General features: G+C 71.5%; 16 protein-coding genes, 1 tRNA gene and 1 pseudogene. 7 read left to right on the plus strand and 11 right to left on the minus strand.

What is annotated here, in order from left to right; genetic code table 11:
• Positions 1-110: 110 nt before the first annotated feature.
• Together ACIRVK_RS29325 and ACIRVK_RS29330 are read right to left on the minus strand one after the other, a co-directional pair.
• Entirely contained in the window at positions 111-1,175 is a 1,065-nt protein-coding gene (locus ACIRVK_RS29325; protein WP_404252238.1) for a B12-binding domain-containing protein, read from the minus strand.
• Positions 1,172-2,785: a SpoIIE family protein phosphatase gene (locus ACIRVK_RS29330; RefSeq protein WP_404252240.1), complete on the minus strand. Its 1,614-nt coding sequence runs from the start codon at positions 2,783-2,785 to the stop codon at positions 1,172-1,174. Before ACIRVK_RS29330 ends, ACIRVK_RS29325 begins: the two co-directional genes overlap by 4 nt.
• A 919-nt stretch (positions 2,786-3,704) precedes the next feature.
• Between ACIRVK_RS29330 and ACIRVK_RS29335 the strand changes: the two genes are divergently transcribed.
• The gene (locus tag ACIRVK_RS29335) at positions 3,705-4,406 is read left to right on the plus strand and encodes a hypothetical protein (RefSeq protein WP_404252242.1); all 702 of its coding nucleotides are present in this window, start codon (positions 3,705-3,707) and stop codon (positions 4,404-4,406) included.
• 246 nt (positions 4,407-4,652) lie between these two features.
• On the opposite strand, the gene ACIRVK_RS29340 is transcribed toward ACIRVK_RS29335, so the two are convergent.
• The 5 genes from ACIRVK_RS29340 to ACIRVK_RS29360 form a co-directional block, all read right to left on the minus strand.
• Positions 4,653-4,737, minus strand: a tRNA-Leu gene (locus tag ACIRVK_RS29340).
• Between the two features lie 106 nt (positions 4,738-4,843).
• Positions 4,844-5,500 (minus strand): GntR family transcriptional regulator, encoded by a 657-nt coding sequence (locus tag ACIRVK_RS29345; protein WP_404252244.1) that lies wholly within the window; start codon positions 5,498-5,500, stop codon positions 4,844-4,846.
• Between the two features lie 119 nt (positions 5,501-5,619).
• Complete coding sequence (locus tag ACIRVK_RS29350; RefSeq protein ID WP_404252246.1) at positions 5,620-6,558, minus strand: beta-ketoacyl-ACP synthase III; 939 nt, start codon at positions 6,556-6,558, stop codon at positions 5,620-5,622.
• A 256-nt stretch (positions 6,559-6,814) separates the two neighbouring features.
• Positions 6,815-6,952: a hypothetical protein gene (locus ACIRVK_RS29355; protein WP_404252248.1), complete on the minus strand. Its 138-nt coding sequence runs from the start codon at positions 6,950-6,952 to the stop codon at positions 6,815-6,817.
• The gene (locus ACIRVK_RS29360; RefSeq protein ID WP_404252250.1) at positions 6,918-8,252 is read right to left on the minus strand and encodes an OFA family MFS transporter; all 1,335 of its coding nucleotides are present in this window, start codon (positions 8,250-8,252) and stop codon (positions 6,918-6,920) included. The genes ACIRVK_RS29355 and ACIRVK_RS29360 overlap by 35 nt, the downstream gene beginning before the upstream one ends.
• A 118-nt stretch (positions 8,253-8,370) precedes the next feature.
• Here ACIRVK_RS29360 and ACIRVK_RS29365 point away from each other — a divergent pair.
• Positions 8,371-8,475: pseudogene (locus ACIRVK_RS29365) on the plus strand (Fe-S-binding domain-containing protein); the annotation flags it as partial.
• Positions 8,476-8,482: 7 nt separating this feature from the next.
• The gene (fdhD, locus tag ACIRVK_RS29370; RefSeq protein WP_404252252.1) at positions 8,483-9,331 is read left to right on the plus strand and encodes a formate dehydrogenase accessory sulfurtransferase FdhD; all 849 of its coding nucleotides are present in this window, start codon (positions 8,483-8,485) and stop codon (positions 9,329-9,331) included.
• 10 nt (positions 9,332-9,341) lie between these two features.
• Here fdhD and ACIRVK_RS29375 read toward each other — a convergent pair whose 3' ends face one another.
• Positions 9,342-9,869: an isochorismatase family protein gene (locus ACIRVK_RS29375; RefSeq protein ID WP_404252254.1), complete on the minus strand. Its 528-nt coding sequence runs from the start codon at positions 9,867-9,869 to the stop codon at positions 9,342-9,344.
• 19 nt (positions 9,870-9,888) lie between these two features.
• Positions 9,889-10,329, minus strand: a complete 441-nt coding sequence (locus ACIRVK_RS29380; protein WP_404252256.1) for a MarR family winged helix-turn-helix transcriptional regulator — start codon at positions 10,327-10,329, stop codon at positions 9,889-9,891.
• A gap of 82 nt (positions 10,330-10,411) precedes the next feature.
• Between ACIRVK_RS29380 and ACIRVK_RS29385 the strand changes: the two genes are divergently transcribed.
• Together ACIRVK_RS29385 and ACIRVK_RS29390 are read left to right on the plus strand one after the other, a co-directional pair.
• Positions 10,412-11,329: a zinc-binding alcohol dehydrogenase family protein gene (locus ACIRVK_RS29385; RefSeq protein ID WP_404252258.1), complete on the plus strand. Its 918-nt coding sequence runs from the start codon at positions 10,412-10,414 to the stop codon at positions 11,327-11,329.
• 43 nt (positions 11,330-11,372) lie between these two features.
• Complete coding sequence (locus ACIRVK_RS29390) at positions 11,373-12,584, plus strand: DUF4185 domain-containing protein (RefSeq protein ID WP_404252260.1); 1,212 nt, start codon at positions 11,373-11,375, stop codon at positions 12,582-12,584.
• Here ACIRVK_RS29390 and ACIRVK_RS29395 read toward each other — a convergent pair.
• Positions 12,520-13,542, minus strand: a complete 1,023-nt coding sequence (locus ACIRVK_RS29395; protein ID WP_404252286.1) for a bile acid:sodium symporter family protein — start codon at positions 13,540-13,542, stop codon at positions 12,520-12,522. The genes ACIRVK_RS29390 and ACIRVK_RS29395 overlap by 65 nt on opposite strands.
• Positions 13,543-13,682: 140 nt before the next feature.
• On the opposite strand from ACIRVK_RS29395, the gene ACIRVK_RS29400 reads away from it, so the two are divergent.
• Together ACIRVK_RS29400 and ACIRVK_RS29405 are read left to right on the plus strand one after the other, a co-directional pair.
• A complete protein-coding gene (locus tag ACIRVK_RS29400; RefSeq protein ID WP_404252262.1) occupies positions 13,683-14,552 on the plus strand; it encodes a LysR substrate-binding domain-containing protein in 870 nt (289 codons plus the stop codon).
• Between the two features lie 330 nt (positions 14,553-14,882).
• Complete coding sequence (locus tag ACIRVK_RS29405; protein WP_404252288.1) at positions 14,883-16,709, plus strand: AMP-dependent synthetase/ligase; 1,827 nt, start codon at positions 14,883-14,885, stop codon at positions 16,707-16,709.
• A 12-nt stretch (positions 16,710-16,721) separates the two neighbouring features.
• Here ACIRVK_RS29405 and ACIRVK_RS29410 read toward each other — a convergent pair whose 3' ends face one another.
• Positions 16,722-18,752 (minus strand): PQQ-dependent sugar dehydrogenase, encoded by a 2,031-nt coding sequence (locus ACIRVK_RS29410; RefSeq protein WP_404252264.1) that lies wholly within the window; start codon positions 18,750-18,752, stop codon positions 16,722-16,724.
• Positions 18,753-18,756 lie beyond the last annotated feature (4 nt).

The raw sequence follows: 18,756 nt of genomic DNA on the forward strand, positions 1-18,756 counted from the left end.
GTCTTCCGTGTGCCGGTCGAAGAAGTGACTCGGCTGATGCTCGACGTCGCTCCGGCCCAGATGTTGCGAGTGGTGAATGGTTGACGCCGGGCGTCAGCCGGGCCCCGCCGTCAGCCGGGCGGGACGGCGTGGCCCGCGGCCGTGAGCCAGCGCCGCCCGGCGTCCAGGTGCGCGGCGGCCCGCGGAAGGCCGCCGAGGGGCTCGAACAGCGCCGCCAGGGCCGCGCCCAGAGCGGCGGTGGGCACGCCGCGGGCGTGGAGGAACTCCGCGCCGAAGGAGAGATAGTCGGTGAGGACCTGCGGATCGTCGACGTAGTTTGCCGCGGCTACGACGTCTGGGAGACGGCCGAGGTCCTCCAGAACGGCCTCAGCGTGCTCCGCACCCGGGTCGCGCAGCCGCGGGTACCTCTCCAGCAGGTGGGCGAGCAGCCGCCGCAGCAACTCGGCCCGCTGCCCTGCGATCCGGAAGTACTCTTCGTCGGCGAGGTGCTCCAGGGGCGCCGCTTCCCGTGGGGTCTGCGGCCACCGCACGGCGAGCGTCTCGGCGGCGGTGGCCGGATCGGGCGCGTACAGGTCGGCTCCGAGTGTGCGGGCCCAGACGCCTCCGGGTCCAAAACCCGAGCCGCCCGCGAGCACCGGCGCCCCGGCGCGCCGGCAGCACTCGACGAGGTGGTGTGCGGCAGGCAAGCGCACCGGGATCATGCACGACAGGCCCACCAGGTCGGGCCCCTGCCGGTGCAAGTGGGACACCATGCACGGGGCGAGGACGTTGGCGCCCAGGAACGTCACGTCGAAGCCGCGCAGCCGCAACACCTCGGCGGCGATCCGTGCGGGCAGGGTGTGGCGCTCTCCCTCGACGCACGCGAACACGACACGGCGGGCCGGTGCGAGGTCCCGGGGCCGCAGCTCGGCGGCCGCGGCGGCCACGCCGCTCACCACGCGCTCACTCACGTGGGTGGCGGCGTGCTCCTGCGCCACGCTCCACTCCGTGGACACCCACCGAGCGCCGACAGCGGCCTGTGCCGGGGCGATCAGACGGAGCAGAACGTCCTCCGCCGCGACCCCGGCCCGCAGCAGGCCCAGGGCGAGCGCGGTGGCCCCGGTCTCGTCGGCGTGGGCGAGGTGGTCGTCGAAGGCGGCACGGACGCCCGGCGCGACGGCGGACGCGCCGGTCACCGCGGGGCTCCGGCGGCACCCGACGAACCGGGCGAGGGGGGCGACGACTGGATTGCCAGCATCGCGATGTCGTCGTGGGCATGCCCAGCCAGCCACTCGGCGACGCGCAGGTCGATCCGCTCGGCGACCGCACCGGCGGGCATCCCCGCGCAGCCCGCCAGGTCGTGCGCGAGCCGCTCCGACCCGTACTCCTCGGCACCGGTGGGGCCGCCCCGTGCCTCGGTGACCCCGTCGCTGTAGAGCAGGATCAGCTCGTCGCGTGCCAGGCGGACACCGGCCTGGCCGAATTCCGCGCCGGGCAGGGCCCCGACCAGCATCCCGCCCACGTCCACAGCCTCCACGATGCCACCACGGCGCAGCACCAGCGGCGGCAGATGCCCGCCACCGGCGAGTACGACGTCCAGGGTGCCCTGGGCGCCCTGACGGGCCGCGCCCATGACCAGGCTGGTGAACCGGCCCGAGTCCGCCTCGAGCAGCGACTGGTTGAGCACGTCGAGCACACGGAGCGGCCGGGACTCGACGAGGGCCAGGGTCCGCAGGCTCTGGCGGACGTGACCGGTGAGCACGGCTGCCTCGACGCCCTTGCCACAGACGTCCCCCAGGGCGAACTCCACGCCCCCGCCGCCATCCCGCGCAGGCTCCACCTGGTAGAAGTCGCCGCCGAAGCCCAGTGCTTCCGGGGCGGGACGGTAGGCGGCACCCAGCCGCACCCCCGGCGCCTCGGGCAGCGGAGCCGGATCGAGGCCCGACTGGAGCACGGCCGCAGTATGGGCCTGCTGGGCGTAGAGGACGGCGGTCGACAGCGCCATACCGGCCTGGAAGGCGAAATCGCATAGCAAGGCGGCGTCCGCGGCGGGCCTGCTCCGGCCCCCGGCTCCGGCCGAACGGACGAGAACCAGAGCCCCTTCCGGGGCCCCGCTACCCGGCAGTGCCGTCACGAGCGACTCCCCTCCCTTGCCCGGTTCCGGCGGCGCCGCCCCGCCGAGCGCGCCGAGCCATCCCGGCTGGCAGGAGGCGGGCCGCGGCGACAGGCCCGCCAGGGCCCTCGCCAGTTGCGGCACACGCTCGAGGGAGGACGCCGGCAAGGCGCCCGACTCCACCGCCGCGCCCGGCGCGGCGCAACGGTGCCAGTCCACGTGGCCCACGCGCGGCGGCAGTACGAGCAGCGCAGCGTCCGCCAGGGCCGGCACGGCGAGTTCCACCACGCTCCGGGCGGTGCGGCCGTGGTGCAGGGAGGCCCCCAGCTGTCGGCCCGCCTCGCTCAGGAACGCCGCCCGGAACCGCTCGGCTCGTAGCTCGGCCCCGCACCGGCGGACCTCGGTCTCGTCACTGACGAGCCACACCGAGCAGTCCTGCACCGTGCTCCGGTGGCCGGTCAGCCGCCGACCGAGGAATTCGCCATCGAAGCGCACCGCAGAGGCGACGACCGCCTGCCCCAGGGGTCCGGCTGCCGCGGGGTCCGGCGTCATCCCCTGCCGCAGGCCCGGAAAGTAGACGCCGGCCGGGCCGTTGCACCAGCGGACCACGCCGGAGGCGTCGCAGACCACGACCGCCTGGTCAGCGAGGTCGAGCAGGGTTTCCAACAGCTTCCGCCGGGACCGGCCCCGCATGTGCGCGCCACCCTGCGACACCGGGTGCCGAGCCCGCGTGCCCGTCACCGGTCCCGCACCTCGCAAGGACGGGCCCCGACACAAAGCGGAACACCGCCGACTGCCTCGCCGGCCGGTGCAGGAGACATGCGCACCCCGCTCCACTCTCCGACACCCGATAAATCCCTTGATTCCGTTTTCTACCTTACAGCCTGGACTCGCCGGGCCACTGATCGCAGAACACCCGTGGCCGACCGCGAACCGGGGCCGCAGTGGCGCGGGGCGCAGGCAGGGTCGGACGCCTCCGGCGGGCAGGCCGCACGCGGGCTCGTGCAGACCACCGGGTCGACGTCGCCCTGCGCGGCGCGCAGGCGCCGCGGCCGCACATCCCGGTGGACCAGAGCACTCCGCCCGCGCTGGGGCCGTCGGCGGTGGACGACGGGGCTTCCGTCGCCCTGCACGATCGCGTAGGCGGCGGGGTACCCCGAGGTCCTGGTGGACCGGATGGCCACGCCCTTTCGCGTGCGGTGCAGGACGAGGTTGCCGTCGGGTTGCAGCGCCAAGGAAGGTGTGCCGCCCCTGCGCGCACCAGGCGGGCTTCAGCGCCTGACCGGGCGGATGGTCCGACACCGCACGTTCGAACCGCTGGACCACGGGGACCGGCCGAGCCGCCGGCGGCCTGTCGGCAGACGACGGGACTTCCCGTCGTCCTGGAGGTCGGCGCACGCACCGGGACGGCCACCAGCGGTGACCGGGAGCGCACTGAGCCGCATCCGGTCAAGGGCTGCAGCGCCGTTTGCCCGCCTCAACGGGCCAACTCGCTCAGCGCGTCCGGTAGAGCAACATCGGCAAGCCGGGGGTGAGTTGCGCGTAATCCGCAAGACCCCTTCGACGCTCAGCTCACGACGGGTGTTGGGTCGGCACCGAATGGCACTACCAGATGATGCCCGCCCCGCTCATCACTGCGGGCGCCACATACATCGACAGCCGCACGGACGAGGACCGCGCCCACGCACTCAACCTGATCCAGTCCCGGAAGGACTACCAGGCCAAGATCAAGGAATACGGGCCCGCAGGGGACCAGCGTCGACAGTGCCCCGCTCTCGGGTCCCACGCCACAGTCACCTGCTACCGCCGGCCCCAGCCACGCCCGTCCACCGTCGTCGACCTCGACGCCCCCACTGTCCGTACCCCGGCAGCCCTGCCCACCATCCCCAGGCCCAAGCGGGACACCCGCGTCTACCCCGACATCTGCAGGGGGAAGAGCATCACCGTCCCGGGCACCGTGTTGGCCAAGTGGCGGCAGAAATACCCTCTGTTCACCCCTCTGTGGCAGGAAGCCTGGTCCGGACTGCGCAGCCAGAACGAGGGCGGCAACGGCAACCTCAAGAAGTCCGCCCTCGACAGCATCGACAATCCCCGGCTCCGCCTGCCGCACGGACGCGTCGCACAGACCCTGCTCAATGCCGTCATCATCTTCGTGGCGAACCTCAGAGCCATCCGACGGTTCCTCCGCGACCAGGGCATCCAGCCCCGCAAAGCCAGCACGCAGAGCGCCGCAACCCAACCCGGTGAGCCCTCCGACCCGCCCCAGGCGCGACCGCTTCCGACCCAGCAGGTCGAGCCTCCGCCACGTGAGTGACAGACCCCCGCAGCGCTCCGCCCCCTGAAAACCCCACATGCCTGCGCCACGGCCACCAGCCGTCGCACAGGCATGTCCTGTTTCCGCAGATGAGAGGCGCAGCACTCGGACCGCCACCGCACCAACCCCTCACCGAGCCGATCACGAGGCCCGAAGGCCCCAGAAACGACGAAATACCGGTGAGTCACATGACTCGACCGGTAATTCGTGAACGCTTCGGGACGATCTCGTGAACGTCCCAAGGAGTGTCCGAGGGGGGACTTGAACCCCCACGCCCGATAAAGGGCACTAGCACCTCAAGCTAGCGCGTCTGCCATTCCGCCACCCGGACCGGTGTCCGCCGCCTGACCGGGAGTGTTCCCCGCGGCGACACGAACAACAATACCAAGGTTTCGGAGTGCCCTTCACCTGCATATCCGCCCCCTGGGCACAGCCCCCTAGGAGCGCCGCGTGTGCTCGGTGTGCTCGCGCATCAGCCGGGTGGCCCGCTGCTCGTCCCGGTCGGAGATCGCGGCGATCAGCTCACGGTGCTCGACCCACGACCGGCCGCCGCGCTGCCGGGCGACCGGCGGGTGGTACCAGCGCACCCGGCGGTCGACCTGGGCCGCCAGTTCGGCGAGGACCGCATTGCCGGCGAGGTCCATGACCTTGGCGTGGAAACGGGCGTTCATGGCCGCGGCGCCGTCCAGGTCGTCGGCGGCGACGGCCTTCTCGCCCTCGGCGCACAGTTCCTCGAGCACCGCGATGCCGGCGCTGCCCGCGTTGGCGGCGGCCAGCCGCGCGGCCTCCGCCTCGAGCAGCGTACGGACCGTGAGGAGCTGGTCGACCTCCTCCTTGGTCGGCTCGTGCACGAACGCGCCCTGGGCGGGCCGCAGATCGACCCACCCCTCGGTGTTCAGCCGCTGCAGCGCCTCCCGCACCGGCTGGCGCGAGACACCGAGGAGGCCGGCGAGTTCGCTCTCGACCAGGTGTTGGCCGGGCCGGAGGACGCGGGTGGTGATGAGTTCGAGCAGCGCCTCGTAGACGCGGTCGCGCAGGGGGCCGGGCCTTTCGAGCTTGGGCACCGCGCCCTGGGGCAGTCCTGTCGACCACATCGGTCGTCCCCTTTCTGGGGCGGCACGGGGCACCTGCAGCCGGAAGGACGGTACGGATTGTCTTTCGTCTACAGTCTACGGCGCGCGCCCTGCCCGGGATCAGGTGGCGTTCCCACAGGTCACGGGCAGCGGACGACCTGACCGGCGTACGACAGGTTGCCGCCGAAGCCGAACAGCAGGACCGGGTCGCCGGTGGAGATCGCGCCCTGTTCGACGAGCTTGGAGAGGGCGAGCGGGATGCTCGCCGCGGACGTGTTCCCGGACTCGGTGACGTCCCGTGCGACGACGGCGTTCACGGCGCCGATCTTCTCGGCCAGCGGCTCGATGATGCGCAGGTTGGCCTGGTGCAGGACGACCGCGGCGAGTTCCTCGGGCGCGAGCCCGGCGCGTTCGCAGGCCTTGCGGGCGATGGGCGGCAGCTGCGTCGTCGCCCAGCGGTAGACGCTCTGCCCCTCCTGGGCGAACCGGGCCGGCGTCCCCTCGATCCGTACCGCGTGGCCCATCTCGGGCACCGAGCCCCACAGCACCGGCCCGATCAGCGGCTGGTCGGCGGCCTCGACCACGGCGGCGCCCGCGCCGTCGCCGACCAGCACGCAGGTGGTGCGGTCGCTCCAGTCGGTCACGTCGGACATCTTGTCGGCGCCGACGACGAGGGCGCGGGCGGAGGCGCCCGCGCGCACGGCGTGGTCGGCCGTCGCGAGGGCGTGCGTGAACCCCGCGCACACCACGTTGACGTCCATCGCCGCGGGCGAGGGGATGCCGAGGCGGGCGGCGACCCGGGCGGCCATGTTGGGCGAGCGGTCGACGGCGGTGGACGTGGCGACCAGGACCAGGTCGATGTCGCCGGGCCCGAGCCCGGCCGCCGCAAGCGCCTTCGCGGCGGCGTGCGCGGCGAGTTCGTCCACCGGCTCGTCCGGCCCGGCGATGTGCCGCGTGCGGATGCCCACCCGGGACCTGATCCACTCGTCACTGGTGTCGACCAGGCCCGCCAGATCCTCGTTGGTGAGCACCTTGGCGGGCTGGTAGTGGCCGACGGCGGCGATGCGCGAGCCGTTCATTGGGTGGTCCCCCTCGTGACTGCCTCGGGTAGCGGGTTGGGGCCTGCCCGGTGGACCCCGTGGGGGACGCGGGGTCTGGCACGCGCATCTGCGCTGATGAGGCGCCGCTGGTGTGCCCCCACGGGATCCACCGGGCAGGCCCCAACCAGTCTGATCAGTGACTCACGAGTACGGCGGCAGCCGAGGCGACAGGAAACAGGCGCACGGGTTGTCGGCTTCTGTCAGGCCCTCGGACGCCCGAACACTTACCGAACAGTCACCCGGTGAACAGCTTCGTCGCCTTCTCCACGAGCTGGTAGACGCCGTAGCCGAGCGGCGCCACCACCCACAGCCAGGCGAAGGCGATCAGCGGGCGCCGGTCAGGCGGACTCTGGCTGCTGTCGTGCTCCGGCATCGGCGGCCTTCCTGGGGGCGGGGACGTGGTGACGGGCGTTGACGGGCCGCACGAACTCGTTGGCCACGAAGCCGACGACGAGCAGGCCGATCATGATGACGAAGGAGAGGGTGTAGAGGGACGAGCCGGTCTTGCCGGCGTGCTTCTGGTGGTCGGCGATCCAGTTGACGATCAGCGGGCCCAGCACGCCGGCCGTGGACCAGGCGGTGAGCAGCCGGCCGTGGATCGCGCCGACCTGGTAGGTGCCGAAGAGGTCCTTGAGGTAGGCGGGGACGGTCGCGAAGCCGCCGCCGTAGAAGGAGAGGATCACCAGCGCGCACAGCACGAACAACGGCTTGGAGGAGTCCCCGAACAGGGCGATCAGCGCGTACATCACGGCGCCGACGCCCAGGTAGACGCGGTAGATGTTCTTGCGGCCGATCAGGTCGGAGGTGGACGACCAGCCGATGCGGCCCGCCATGTTGGCGGCGGACAGCAGGGCGACGAAGCCGGCCGCGGCGGAGGCGGACACCGCCGCCGAGGAGTTCGCGAAGAAGTCCGTGATCATCGGGGCGGCCTTCTCCAGGATGCCGATGCCCGCGGTCACGTTCATGCACAGCACGAGCCACAGGCACCAGAACTGCGGGGTGCGCACCGCGCTCGCGGCGGACACCTGCACGCCCTCGAGGACGCTCGGCGCGTCCTTGACCGGCTTCTGGGTGCGCGGTACCCGTACCAGCAGCACGCCGAGCGACATGAAGACGGCGTACGACGCTCCGAGCACCAGGAAGGTCAGCGCGATCCCGGAGTTGTCGCTGCCGAAGGACGACAGCATCTGCGCCGACCAGGGCGAGGCGATCAGCGCGCCGCCGCCGAAGCCCATGATGGCGATGCCGGTGGCCATGCCCGGCCGGTCCGGGAACCACTTGATCAGGGTGGACACGGGCGAGATGTAGCCGATGCCGAGGCCGATGCCGCCGACCACGCCGTAGCCCACGATGACCAGCCAGAACTGCTTGGTCTCGGCGCCCAGCGCGGACAGCAGCAGGCCCGAACAGAAGCAGACCAGCGCCACGGTCATCGCCCAGCGCGGTCCTTTGCGCTCCACGAGCGTGCCGCCGAACGCGGCCGACAGTCCCAGCATGACGATGGCGAACTGGAACGGCAGCGCGCTCTCGGTGCCGTCGAGGTTCAGCGCGGACTCGAGCGGCGGCTTGAAGACGCTCCAGGCGTAGGCCTGGCCGATGGAGAGGTGGACGGACAGGGCGGCCGGGGGGACGAGCCAGCGGCTCCAGCCGGGCGGCGCTACAGGGGGGCTCATGATCCCGAACCCTAGGAATCCGTAAGGGTGTTGGGAAGGTGCGAAAGGGCAAAGCGTCGGCCGGGTGCGACGAGCGGTACGCACGGCGCGACGAACGGTCGGCGGTGCACGACGAACGGTCGGCGAGACGGCCACGCTTCCTGTGCAGGACAATGAGATCGTGAAGGTCACCTTCTGCATCAAGGGCCGCTTCGGCCACCAGCACGGACAGAACCGGGACTGAGGCACACATGGGACGAGTCACGGAACGACGCAAGGTGATCCGCATCCGGGCCGGGGCCGTGTCCGCGCGCCCCGACACCCTGGTCGCCGAGGAACCGCTGGAGATCCGGCTGAACGGCAAGCCGCTCGCCATCACCATGCGCACCCCGGGCGACGACTTCGCCCTGGCGGCCGGGTTCCTGGTCAGTGAGGGCGTCCTCGCCGGGCAGGGCGACCTGCAGAACATCGTGTACTGCGCGGGCGCCACGGTGGACGGTTCGAACACGTACAACGTGGTCGACGTGCGGACGGCGCCCGGTGTGGCGATCCCCGACATCACCCTCGAACGGAACGTCTACACGACCTCCTCCTGCGGCCTGTGCGGCAAGGCGAGCCTCGACGCGGTGCGGACGACGGCCCGCTGGCCGATCGCCGACACTCCCCCGGTGCGGGTCGAGCCCGAGCTGCTCGCGAGCCTCCCCGACCGGCTCCGCGCGGCCCAGCGGGTCTTCGACCGGACCGGGGGCCTGCACGCGGCCGCCCTGTTCACCGAGGACGGCGAGCTGCTGGACATACGGGAGGACGTGGGCCGGCACAACGCGGTCGACAAACTGGTGGGCCGCGCCCTGCAGAACGGCACCCTGCCGTTGTCCCGCACGATCCTGCTGGTCTCGGGGCGGGCCTCCTTCGAGCTGGCGCAGAAGGCGGTCATGGCCGGGATCCCGGTCCTCGCCGCGGTCTCGGCACCGTCCTCGCTGGCCGTGGACCTCGCCGCCGAGACCGGGCTCACCCTGGTGGGCTTCCTGCGGGGCAGCTCCATGAACGTGTACGCGGGCGAGGACCGCATCGCCCTGCGGACCGCGGCCGCCCAGGGGTGAACGAGCAGGGTCAGCCGGTGGCGAACCGCACCTGCGACGCGCTCACCACGGTCCCCAGGCGGGGGAAGTCCAGTCGTACCGACGCCTCGTGTTCCGCGGCGGTGAGGGCGGACATCGCGTCCTCGACGAAGACGAGGTCGTAGCCGAGGTCACCGGCCGCGCGGGCGGTGGACTCGACGCCGAGGTTGGTGGCGATGCCGCCGAGGACGACGGTGCGGACGCCGCGTGCGCTCAGGAGGCCGTCCAGGTCCGTGCCCTGGAAGGCGCCGACGGTCCGCTTCACGACCTGGAGGTCGCCCTCGTGCGCGAGCCCGGGCACAAGACCGCTGCCGGGCGGCTGTTCGGTGACGCCCGGTCGCTCCACGCGGACGAGGACGACGGGCGCGCCCGCCGAGCGGAAGGCCTTCGCCAACTCCTCGGCCGTGGACAGGACTTCGGTTCCCTTGCGGGGCTCCAGGGGCAGCGCGACGATCCGGTCCATCAGATCGACGAGGACGAGGGCGCTGCGTGCGGGATCGAGGGCGTCGGGTGCGGTCATGACGGAACGTTATCCGCCGTCAGCCCTCCGTAGTACCGGAAATCCGGATCAAGAGCTCCATGAACCGGTCACGTTCGGCCGGCGAGAGGGGGGCGAGCAGTTCGTCGTTGGCCGCTCGGGCCGCCTTCTCACAGCGCCTGAGGAGCCGCGCCCCCTGCTCGGTGAGGGACACGGCGTTCTTGCGGCGGTCCCTGGGGTCCGGTTCGCGCAGGGCGAGACCGGCGGCCTGGAGGTCGTTGAGGATTCCGACCAGGTCCTTCGGGTCGAGCCGGACGGCCCGGCCGAGGTCGGCCTGGGCGACGGGGCCGAGGGCGCGGGTGGCGGAGAGGACCACGTGGTGCCACATCTTCAGACCCTCCGCGGCCAGCGCCTCGGCCACCAGGGCGCGCCCCCGGGCGGCGGCGCGGCCGAGCAGCCAGCTGGGGAGGGAGCGGATGGCGGCGAGGGGGGCTTCGGGCATGACGGCAGCCTAGCCAAAAAGTCGTTGGGGATCCCCATGAAACGCGATATCGTTGGGGTCCCCAATGATTCCTGGAGGTGCGATGCGCCGTGTCCGGTACGAAACGAGCGGTGGCACCCTGTTCCTGGAGGACGTGGCGGTGCCCGAGCCGGGCCCCGGTGAGCTTCTCGTCCGCTGCGAGGCCGTCGGTGTCACACTCCCCGTCGTCCGCAAGGTCACCGAGGCCGCCGAGGTCATACCGCTCGGCGGCGAGATCGCCGGGGAGGTGGTGGCCGTCGGCGAGGGGGTGCGCCGCTTCGGTGCCGGGGACCGGGTGACCGGGCTGTGCTTCGGGCACGGCTACGCCGACTTCGCGACGCTGCACGAGGCCATGGCCTCCCCGGTGCCGGACGACGCCTCCGCCGTCGACGCGGTCGCCCTCGTCCGCAGTGGCCTGGTGGCTCTCGGCGCCCTGGAGGCGGCCCGCCCGGAGCGGGGGGAGGCCGCGTTGGTGACGGCGGCGGCGAGCGGGGTCGGGCATCTGGCGGTGCAGCTGGCGAGGGCGCGGGGCGCGGCGCGGGTGGTGGGCGCGGTGTCGGATGCGAGCAAGGCGGGGTTCGTACGGTCCCTCGGCGCCGACGAGGTGATCGTCTACGGGGCCGGCGGCTGGGACGAGCCCGTCGACTACGTCCTCGACGCGGTGGGCGGCGAACTGCTCACCCCCGCGCTCGCCGCCCTCGTCCCCGGCGGCCGGCTCGTGGCGTACAGCTCGGGCGGCGGGACGATCCAGGCGTACGACCTTCTCGCGGGCGCCAAGTCCGTGATCGGCTTCCAGACGGCGCGGGTCGCCCGTGAGCGGCCGGAGATGTACGAGCGGTGGCGGCAGGAGGTGTGGCGGCTGTTCGCCGAGGGCGTGGTGAAGCCGGTCGTGCACGCCGAGTTCGCGCTCGAGGACGCGGCCAGGGCTCATGCGGTGATCGAGGCGCGGGGCAACCTGGGCAAGGTGGTGCTCCGGCCCTGACGCCCCATGGACCACGTGGGCGGCAGCCACTAACGTCCCGGGGGTGCCCGACGACGTACGAGCACGACAGCGGACGGGAACCGGCCTCGGCCTGCTGCTGGCCCTGGTTCTCGGGGCCGTGCTGCTCACCGCCCTTCCCCAGGGCGGGCGGCAGGACGAGGGCTGTTCGCCGCACACGGCCACCGCGTGGACGAAGGACGACCGGCTCACCGGCGAGTTCGCCCGCTACGGCGACGACACCAACCGCACCGACGACTGGACCGGCGGCGACGGCACGCACTCGGTGCGGCTGCCGGACGGCCGGGTGCTGTGGCTGTTCTCCGACACCTATCTCGGCCAGGTGCACGGGCCCCCCAACCCGGTCGGCGAGTCCTACGCCTGGCGGGACACGACCGCGCCCCTGGTGCGCAACTCCGCGGTGGTGATGGACCGCGCAGGACACCTGCGGAGCACGCTTCCGGCGCCCCTCTTCCCCGAACCGGCGCCGGGTCAGTGGCGTTGGCCGGTGGCGGCCCGCGTGGAGCCGCGCTCGCCCGGTTCGTCGCAGGCGGTGGTCCGGGTGCTGCTGTGGGTGCGCACGGCCGGGCAGTCGCCGTGGATCTACGGCGTGCCGACCGCCACCGAGGTGGCCACGCTGTCGCTGCCCGACCTGCGGGTCGAGTCGGTGGTGAAGGTGCTCGACCAGAGCCTGGTCCCGGATCCCTCCCGTCGGGTGCTGTTCGGCACGACCCTGGTCGACGAGGGCGAGTGGACGTACGTGTTCGGCGGCGACGACGGCCGTGCCGCGTCCCGGCCCGCCTCGTCGGCGTATGTGGCACGGGTGCCGAAGGGCCGGCTCGCGGACGGGGCGGCCTGGCGGTTCTGGGACGGGTCCGGCTGGGGCCTGGTGCCGAAACCCCTCGCGGGAGCCGAGGTGGGCAGCGCCTTCTCGGTCGTCCGCACGGGCGCCACGTACGTCCTGTTCACCATGGCCGCGGGCGCCGCCGGCCTGACCACCGTCACCTCGTACTGGGCCTGCGCCCTCACCGGACCGTGGCACGGGCCGACGGGGCGCTTCAGCCCGGCCCTGCCGGCGTCCGGGGTCGCCGCGTACAACCCGCAGGTCCACCCCGCCGTGTCCGGCGGCGACGGACGGCTGGTGCTCAGCTACGACGTCAACTGGCTGGAGACGACGGGGGCTTCGGCGAGCATCAACGCGAACGTCGCCCTGTACCGACCGCGGTTCGTGACGGTACGGCTGACCCGGACCCGGTGACCTCGGAGTCGGCCGCCTCGGGGTCGTGCGAGCGGCGCTTGGCGATCACGGCGCACACCATCAGCTGCATCTGGTGGAAGAGCATCAGGGGCAGCACGGCCAGCGAGGCGTGCGCGCCGAACAGGACGCTCGCCATGGGCAGTCCGGAGGCCAGGGACTTCTTGGAGCCGGCGAACTGGATCGCGATCCGGTCCTCGCGGTCGAAGCGGAGCGCCTTGCCCCCGTACCAGGTCAGTCCCAGCATCACGGCGAGCAGGACGGCCTCGACGACCAGCAGTCCGCCGAGCCGCAGTGGGCTCACCTGGTGCCAGATGCCCTGGACCATGCCCTCGCTGAACGCGGTGTAGACGACGAGCAGGATCGAGCCGCGGTCGACCAGGCCCAGCACCTTCTTGTGCCGGGCGACGAAGCCGCCGATCCAGCGCCGCAGCACCTGCCCGGCCACGAACGGAACCAGCAGTTGCAGCACGATCTGCACGAGCGAGTGGGCCGAGAACCCGCCGGCGTTGCCGCCGAGCAGCGCGGCGGCGAGCAACGGCGTGACGACGATGCCGACCAGGGAGGAGAAGGAGCCGGCGCAGATCGCGGCCGGCACGTTGCCGCGGGCGATCGACGTGAAGGCGATCGAGGACTGGATGGTGGAGGGGACCAGCGTGAGGAAGAGCAGGCCCTGGTAGAGCGGGTGGGTCAGCAGGACCGGCACGAGGGCGCGGGAGGCGAGGCCCAGCAGCGGGAAGACCAGGAACGTACAGGCGAGCACCGTGCCGTGCAGCCGCCAGTGCTTCAGCCCGTCCAGCGCCTCACGGGTGGACAGCCGGGCGCCGTACAGGAAGAACAGGAAGGCGATCGCGGCGGTGGAGGCGCCGGAGGCGACGTCCGCGCCCGTCCCGCGTGCCGGGATCAGGGCGGCGAGACCCACCGTCCCGAGCAGCAGCAGGATGTACGGGTCGATCGGCATCCAGCTCGGCCGGCGCAGGCGTTTCACGGTGCCCCACTTGCTTGTCACCCGTCCATGGTCCTCTTCCGCAGCCGATCGGGAATCCGTCATACCGCTCTGACTGTCATCACGCTTCGCGATGACCGGCTACCGTGGTGGTCATGTACGACCCCTCCCACCTGCGTACCTTCCTGGCGGTGGCGCAGACGCTGAGTTTCACCCAGGCCGCCCGCCGACTCGGCCTGCGCCAGTCGACGGTGAGCCAGCACGTACGCCGCCTCGAGGACGCCACGGGCCGGCAGCTCTTCTCCCGGGACACGCACTCGGTGGAGCTGACGGAGGACGGCGAGGCGATGCTCGGTTTCGCCCGGCGGATCCTGGAGGTCCACGAGCAGGCGACCGCGTTCTTCACGGCCACCCGACTGCGCGGCCGGCTGCGCTTCGGCGCCTCGGAGGACTTCGTCCTGACCAGGCTCCCGGAGATCCTGGAGGGCTTCCGGCACGACCATCCGGAGGTGGACCTGGAGTTGACCGTCGAACTCTCGGGCACCCTGCACGGGCAACTGGAGGCCGGGAAACTGGACCTTGTCCTCGCCAAGCGCCGCCCCGAGGATCCGCGCGGCGAGCTGGTCTGGCACGACGAACTGGTCTGGATCGGCGCGGAACGGCTCCGCCTGGACCCGGACCGTCCCGTCCCCCTGATCGTCTACCCGCCGCCCGGCATCACCCGCGCGCGGGCGCTGGAATCACTGGAACGCCAGGGCCGCGAATGGCGCATCGCGTGCACCAGCGGCAGCCTCAACGGCCTGGTCGCGGCGGCGCGGGCCGGCCTGGGCGTCATGGCGCACTCCCGCGGTCTGATCCCGCCGGGACTGGTCCGCGTCCCCGACCGCTTCGGCCTGCCGGAGCTGGGCCGGGTCGACTTCGTCCTCGTGCAGGGCCGCCTCCCGACCACGGCCCGCAGCGCCGCACTCGCCCTGTCGGCGTCGATCCTGGCGTCCGGCGACCGCCTGCAGCGCAGGAGAGGGTGACCAGCGACCGCGCGCTTTCCGGAGTGACATATTCCGGCACGGTGACGCTGAAAGAAGGGACGGTGGAACACCTCGGGCGAGGCCCTTTGACCTGCGGTCAAGGCCGTAGCCAGGTCGTACAGATTCAGTGGAGATTACGGCACCGAAGCTTACTCAACCGTCAGTTTTCTGTCCGACCCTTCCTGATGTGAGCGTATTTTCCGCCCGGCGAGGGGGGCGTACGTGAGGGTTGTTCGGATTCGGTCCCCCTCCCGCCCCGCTCCCGGGTGGGGTAGCTTTCACGGCGCTTGCGAAGTTTCGAACACGGCGCTGAGGGAGCGGGGAGTGGGTTTGCGCGAGTTCAGCAACCCTCCGTTGGCGTTGGCACCTCCGGTGGGGGGTCTGGCCGACGTCGTCTTCGAGCGTGCCCTCCAGGACCCGCTGCACATCGCGCTCGGCCGCAAGGACGAGGAGGGGCGGTGGCGCGACGTCACCTCGGCGGAGTTCCGGGACGAGGTGCTCGCCCTCGCCAAGGGACTGCTCGCCCGGGGCGTCCGGTTCGGCGACCGCGTCGCCATCATGTCCCGCACCCGCTACGAGTGGACGCTGTTCGACTTCGCGCTGTGGACCATCGGCGCCCAGGTGGTCCCGATCTACCCCACCTCCTCGGCCGAGCAGTGCTTCTGGATGCTCTACGACGCCGAGTGCTCCGCGGCGATCGTGGAGCACGAGGACCACGCGATGACGATCGCGACCGTCATCGACCGGCTGCCCCAGCTGCGCCAGCTGTGGCAGCTCGACAACGACGCCCTGCACGAGCTGTACGACGCGGGCGCGCACCTCGACGACGAGGTGGTGCACCGGCACCGGCAGGCGGTCACCCCCGAGTCGACCGCGACGATCATCTACACCTCCGGCACCACCGGCCGTCCCAAGGGCTGTGTGATCACCCACGGCAGCTTCATGTACGAGGCGGACACCGTTGTCGAGCGGTGGGAGCCGGTGTTCCACTCCAAGAAGGGCGACGAGGCGGCCACGCTGCTGTTCCTGCCGCTGGCCCACGTCTTCGGCCGCATGGTGCAGGTCGCGGCGATCCGCGGCGGGGTCCGCTTCGGCCACCAGCCGCAGCTCAACGCCGCCGCGCTGCTGCCCGACCTGCAGGCGTTCAAGCCGACCTTCTTCCTCGCGGTGCCGTACATCTTCGAGAAGGTGTTCAACGCGAGCCGGCGCAAGGCGGAGAAGGAGGGCAAGGCGGGGCCGTTCGAGAAGGCGGTCGACATCGCGGTGAAGTACGCCGACGCGGTCGAGGCGAAGGCCTGGGGCGTCGGGCCGGGCCCGTCCGCCGGTCTGCGGATGCAGCACCAGCTCTTCGACAAGCTCGTCTACTCCAAGGTGCGGGCCGCCATGGGCGGCCGCATCCGCAACGCCATGTCCGGCGGCTCGGCGATGGACCGGCGCCTCGGCCTGTTCTTCGCGGGCGCGGGCGTGCCCATCTACGAGGGCTACGGCCTGACCGAGTCGACGGCCGCCGCGACCGCGAACCCGCCCGACCGCACCCGCTACGGCACGGTCGGCCAGCCCATCCCGGGCATGACCGTGCACATCGCGGACGACGGAGAGATCTGGCTGCACGGCCCGAACGTCTTCCAGGGCTACCTCAACAACCAGAAGGCCACCGACGAGACCCTGCACGACGGTTGGCTCGCCACCGGCGACCTGGGTTCCCTGGACGACGACGGCTATCTCACCATCACCGGCCGCAAGAAGGAGATCCTGGTGACCTCCGGCGGCAAGAGCGTCTCCCCCGGCATCCTCGAGGAGCGCGTGCGCGACCACCCGCTGGTCAGCCAGTGCATCGTCGTCGGCAACGACCGCCCCTACATCGCGGCCCTGGTCACCCTCGACCACGAGGCCGTGGAGCACTGGCTGACGATGCGCGGCAAACCGCGGATGCTGCCGCAGGAGCTGGTGCGCGACGCGGACCTGGAGACCGAGGTGCGGCGCGCGGTGGTCGCCGCCAACACCCTGGTCTCACAGGCCGAGTCGATCCGAACCTTCCGTATCCTGGCCCAGCCGTTCACCGAGGAACACGGTCTGCTGACCCCGTCCCTGAAGCTGAAGCGCAAGGCCATCGAGAACGCCTACGCCAACGAGGTCGAGGCGCTCTACCGCGCGTGACGCGGACCCCTCCTAACCGATGTCCACCCGGAAGATCTTGTCCGATCCGGCGGGCTGCTTGCCGTTGTTGTCGCAGTTGGTGGTCGACAGCCACAGCTGGTCGGCGCCGGGGACCTTGGTGACGGTCCGCAGCCGGCCGTAGGTGCCCACGTAGTACGCGGTCGGTGTACCCACGCTCTCGCTGTCCCCGTTGATCGGGATCCGCCACAGCCGCTCGCCGCGCAGGGACGCCATGTAGACGACGTTGCGGACGATGGCGATGCCGCTCGGCGAGGCCTCGGAGACGTCCCAGGTGGCCTCGGGGTTGGTCATGCCGGCGACACTGCAGGTGCCCTCGCAGATCGGCCAGCCGTAGTTGGCGCCCGGCTTGATCAGGTTCAGCTCGTCCTTGGAGCTGTTGCCGAACTCCGCTTCCCACAACCGGCCGTTGCGGTCGAAGGCGAGGCCCTGCGGGTTGCGGTGGCCGAGGCTGTAGACGTAGTTGCCGAACGGGTTGCCGGGGGCCGGTTTCCCGTCGGTGGTCATGCGCAGGATCTTGCCGTTGAGGGAGGTCTTGTCCTGCGCCAGGTCGGGCGTCTGGGCCTCGCCGGTGGAGACGTACAGATAGCCGTCGGGGCCGAACAGGAGCCGTCCGCCGTTGTGGTAGCGGTTCTTCTTGATGCCCTGGAGCAGGATCTTGTAGTCGGTCAGCTTCGTGCCGTCGTAGGTCATGCGGACGACGCGGTTGCCCTCGGCGGCGGTGTGCATGAAGTACACGTAGTGGTTGGTGTCCCACTTGGGGTCGACGGCGACGCCGAGCAGGCCGCCCTCACCGTTGGTGGTGACGGCATTCGGAACCGTTCCCACCTGGGTCTTCGTGCCGTCCTTGGCGAGCTTCCAGACGGTGAAGTCGTCCCGCTCGGTGACCAGGGCGCTCTTGCCGTCGGGCATCCAGTAGGTGCCCCAGGGGATGGTCCAGCCGGTGGAGAGCGTGGCGATCGAGGACGGCACCCCGCCGTCGGTCGCGCACGCCTTCGTGGTGAAGCTGACCGTGTTGCTCGCCTCGGAGACGTTGCCGGCCGCGTCCCGGGCGACGACGTTCAGGCTGTACGGGCTGTTGCAGGCAAGCCCGGTGAGCGTGGTCGACGTACCGCTGGTGACGGTGTCGTAGACGGTGGTGTCGCTGCGCACGTCGTAGGCGACGACCCCCTTGTCGTCGGTCGAGGCGCCCCAGGTGAGGTCGACGCTGTTCGCGGTGACGTTGCTCGCGGAGAGCGTGCCCGGCTTGCTCGGCGGGGTGGTGTCGGAGCTGGGCTGGGTGGTGCAGTCGACGACGGGGCTGGCGAGGGAGGTGTTGCCGGCCGCGTCCCGGGCGATCACCGTGAGGTTGTAGTCGGTGTTCGGCGTGAGACCGGTGAGTGTCTTCGAGGTCGAACTCCCGGGCGCCTCACTGATCTTGTTGCCGTGCTCGTAGATGTCGTACGCCGTCACGCCCACGTTGTCCGTGGACGCTCCCCAGGCGAGGGTGAGCGTGTCCTCGCCGATGTCCGAGCAGCTGGGCTGTCCGGGGCGGGTCGGGGCCTGGGTGTCGGCGGCCGTGTCGAGGCTGACGCGGTCGAGGTTGGGGCCGCCGCCCGCCGTGGTGGCGGTGGCCCTGATCTTGTCGGTGCCCGCGGTCAGCGGGACGTCGACCGTCTTGGTGACCCAGGTGTTCCAGTCGGCGGTGGCCGGGAAGGAGACGCCGGAGGCGACGACCGTGCCATTGACGGAGAGGTCCATCGGCCGGTCGACGGAGGTTCCGTTGGCGTAGCGCAGGGTGAGGGCAAAGGTGCCCGCGGAGGCCGCGCTCACCGTGAACTCCACGTACGAGCCCTTGACATTGGTGTAGTCGACGAAGCCGGTGCCGGTGTACCCGGTGTGGTTGGTGGCGACGGTGCCCTGCGAGATCAGGGCGTCCTCGGCCTGGTAGTCGGTCGCGGCGAGGGCGGTGCCCTGGCCGAGACCGGCGAGCGGCAGCGCCAGGACCGCCGCGACGCCGTACGGCAGAACTCTTCTGATGTTCACGGAT

This window comes from Streptomyces sp. NPDC101152 (assembly GCF_044768275.1).
In the GTDB taxonomy this organism is placed as follows: domain Bacteria; phylum Actinomycetota; class Actinomycetes; order Streptomycetales; family Streptomycetaceae; genus Streptomyces.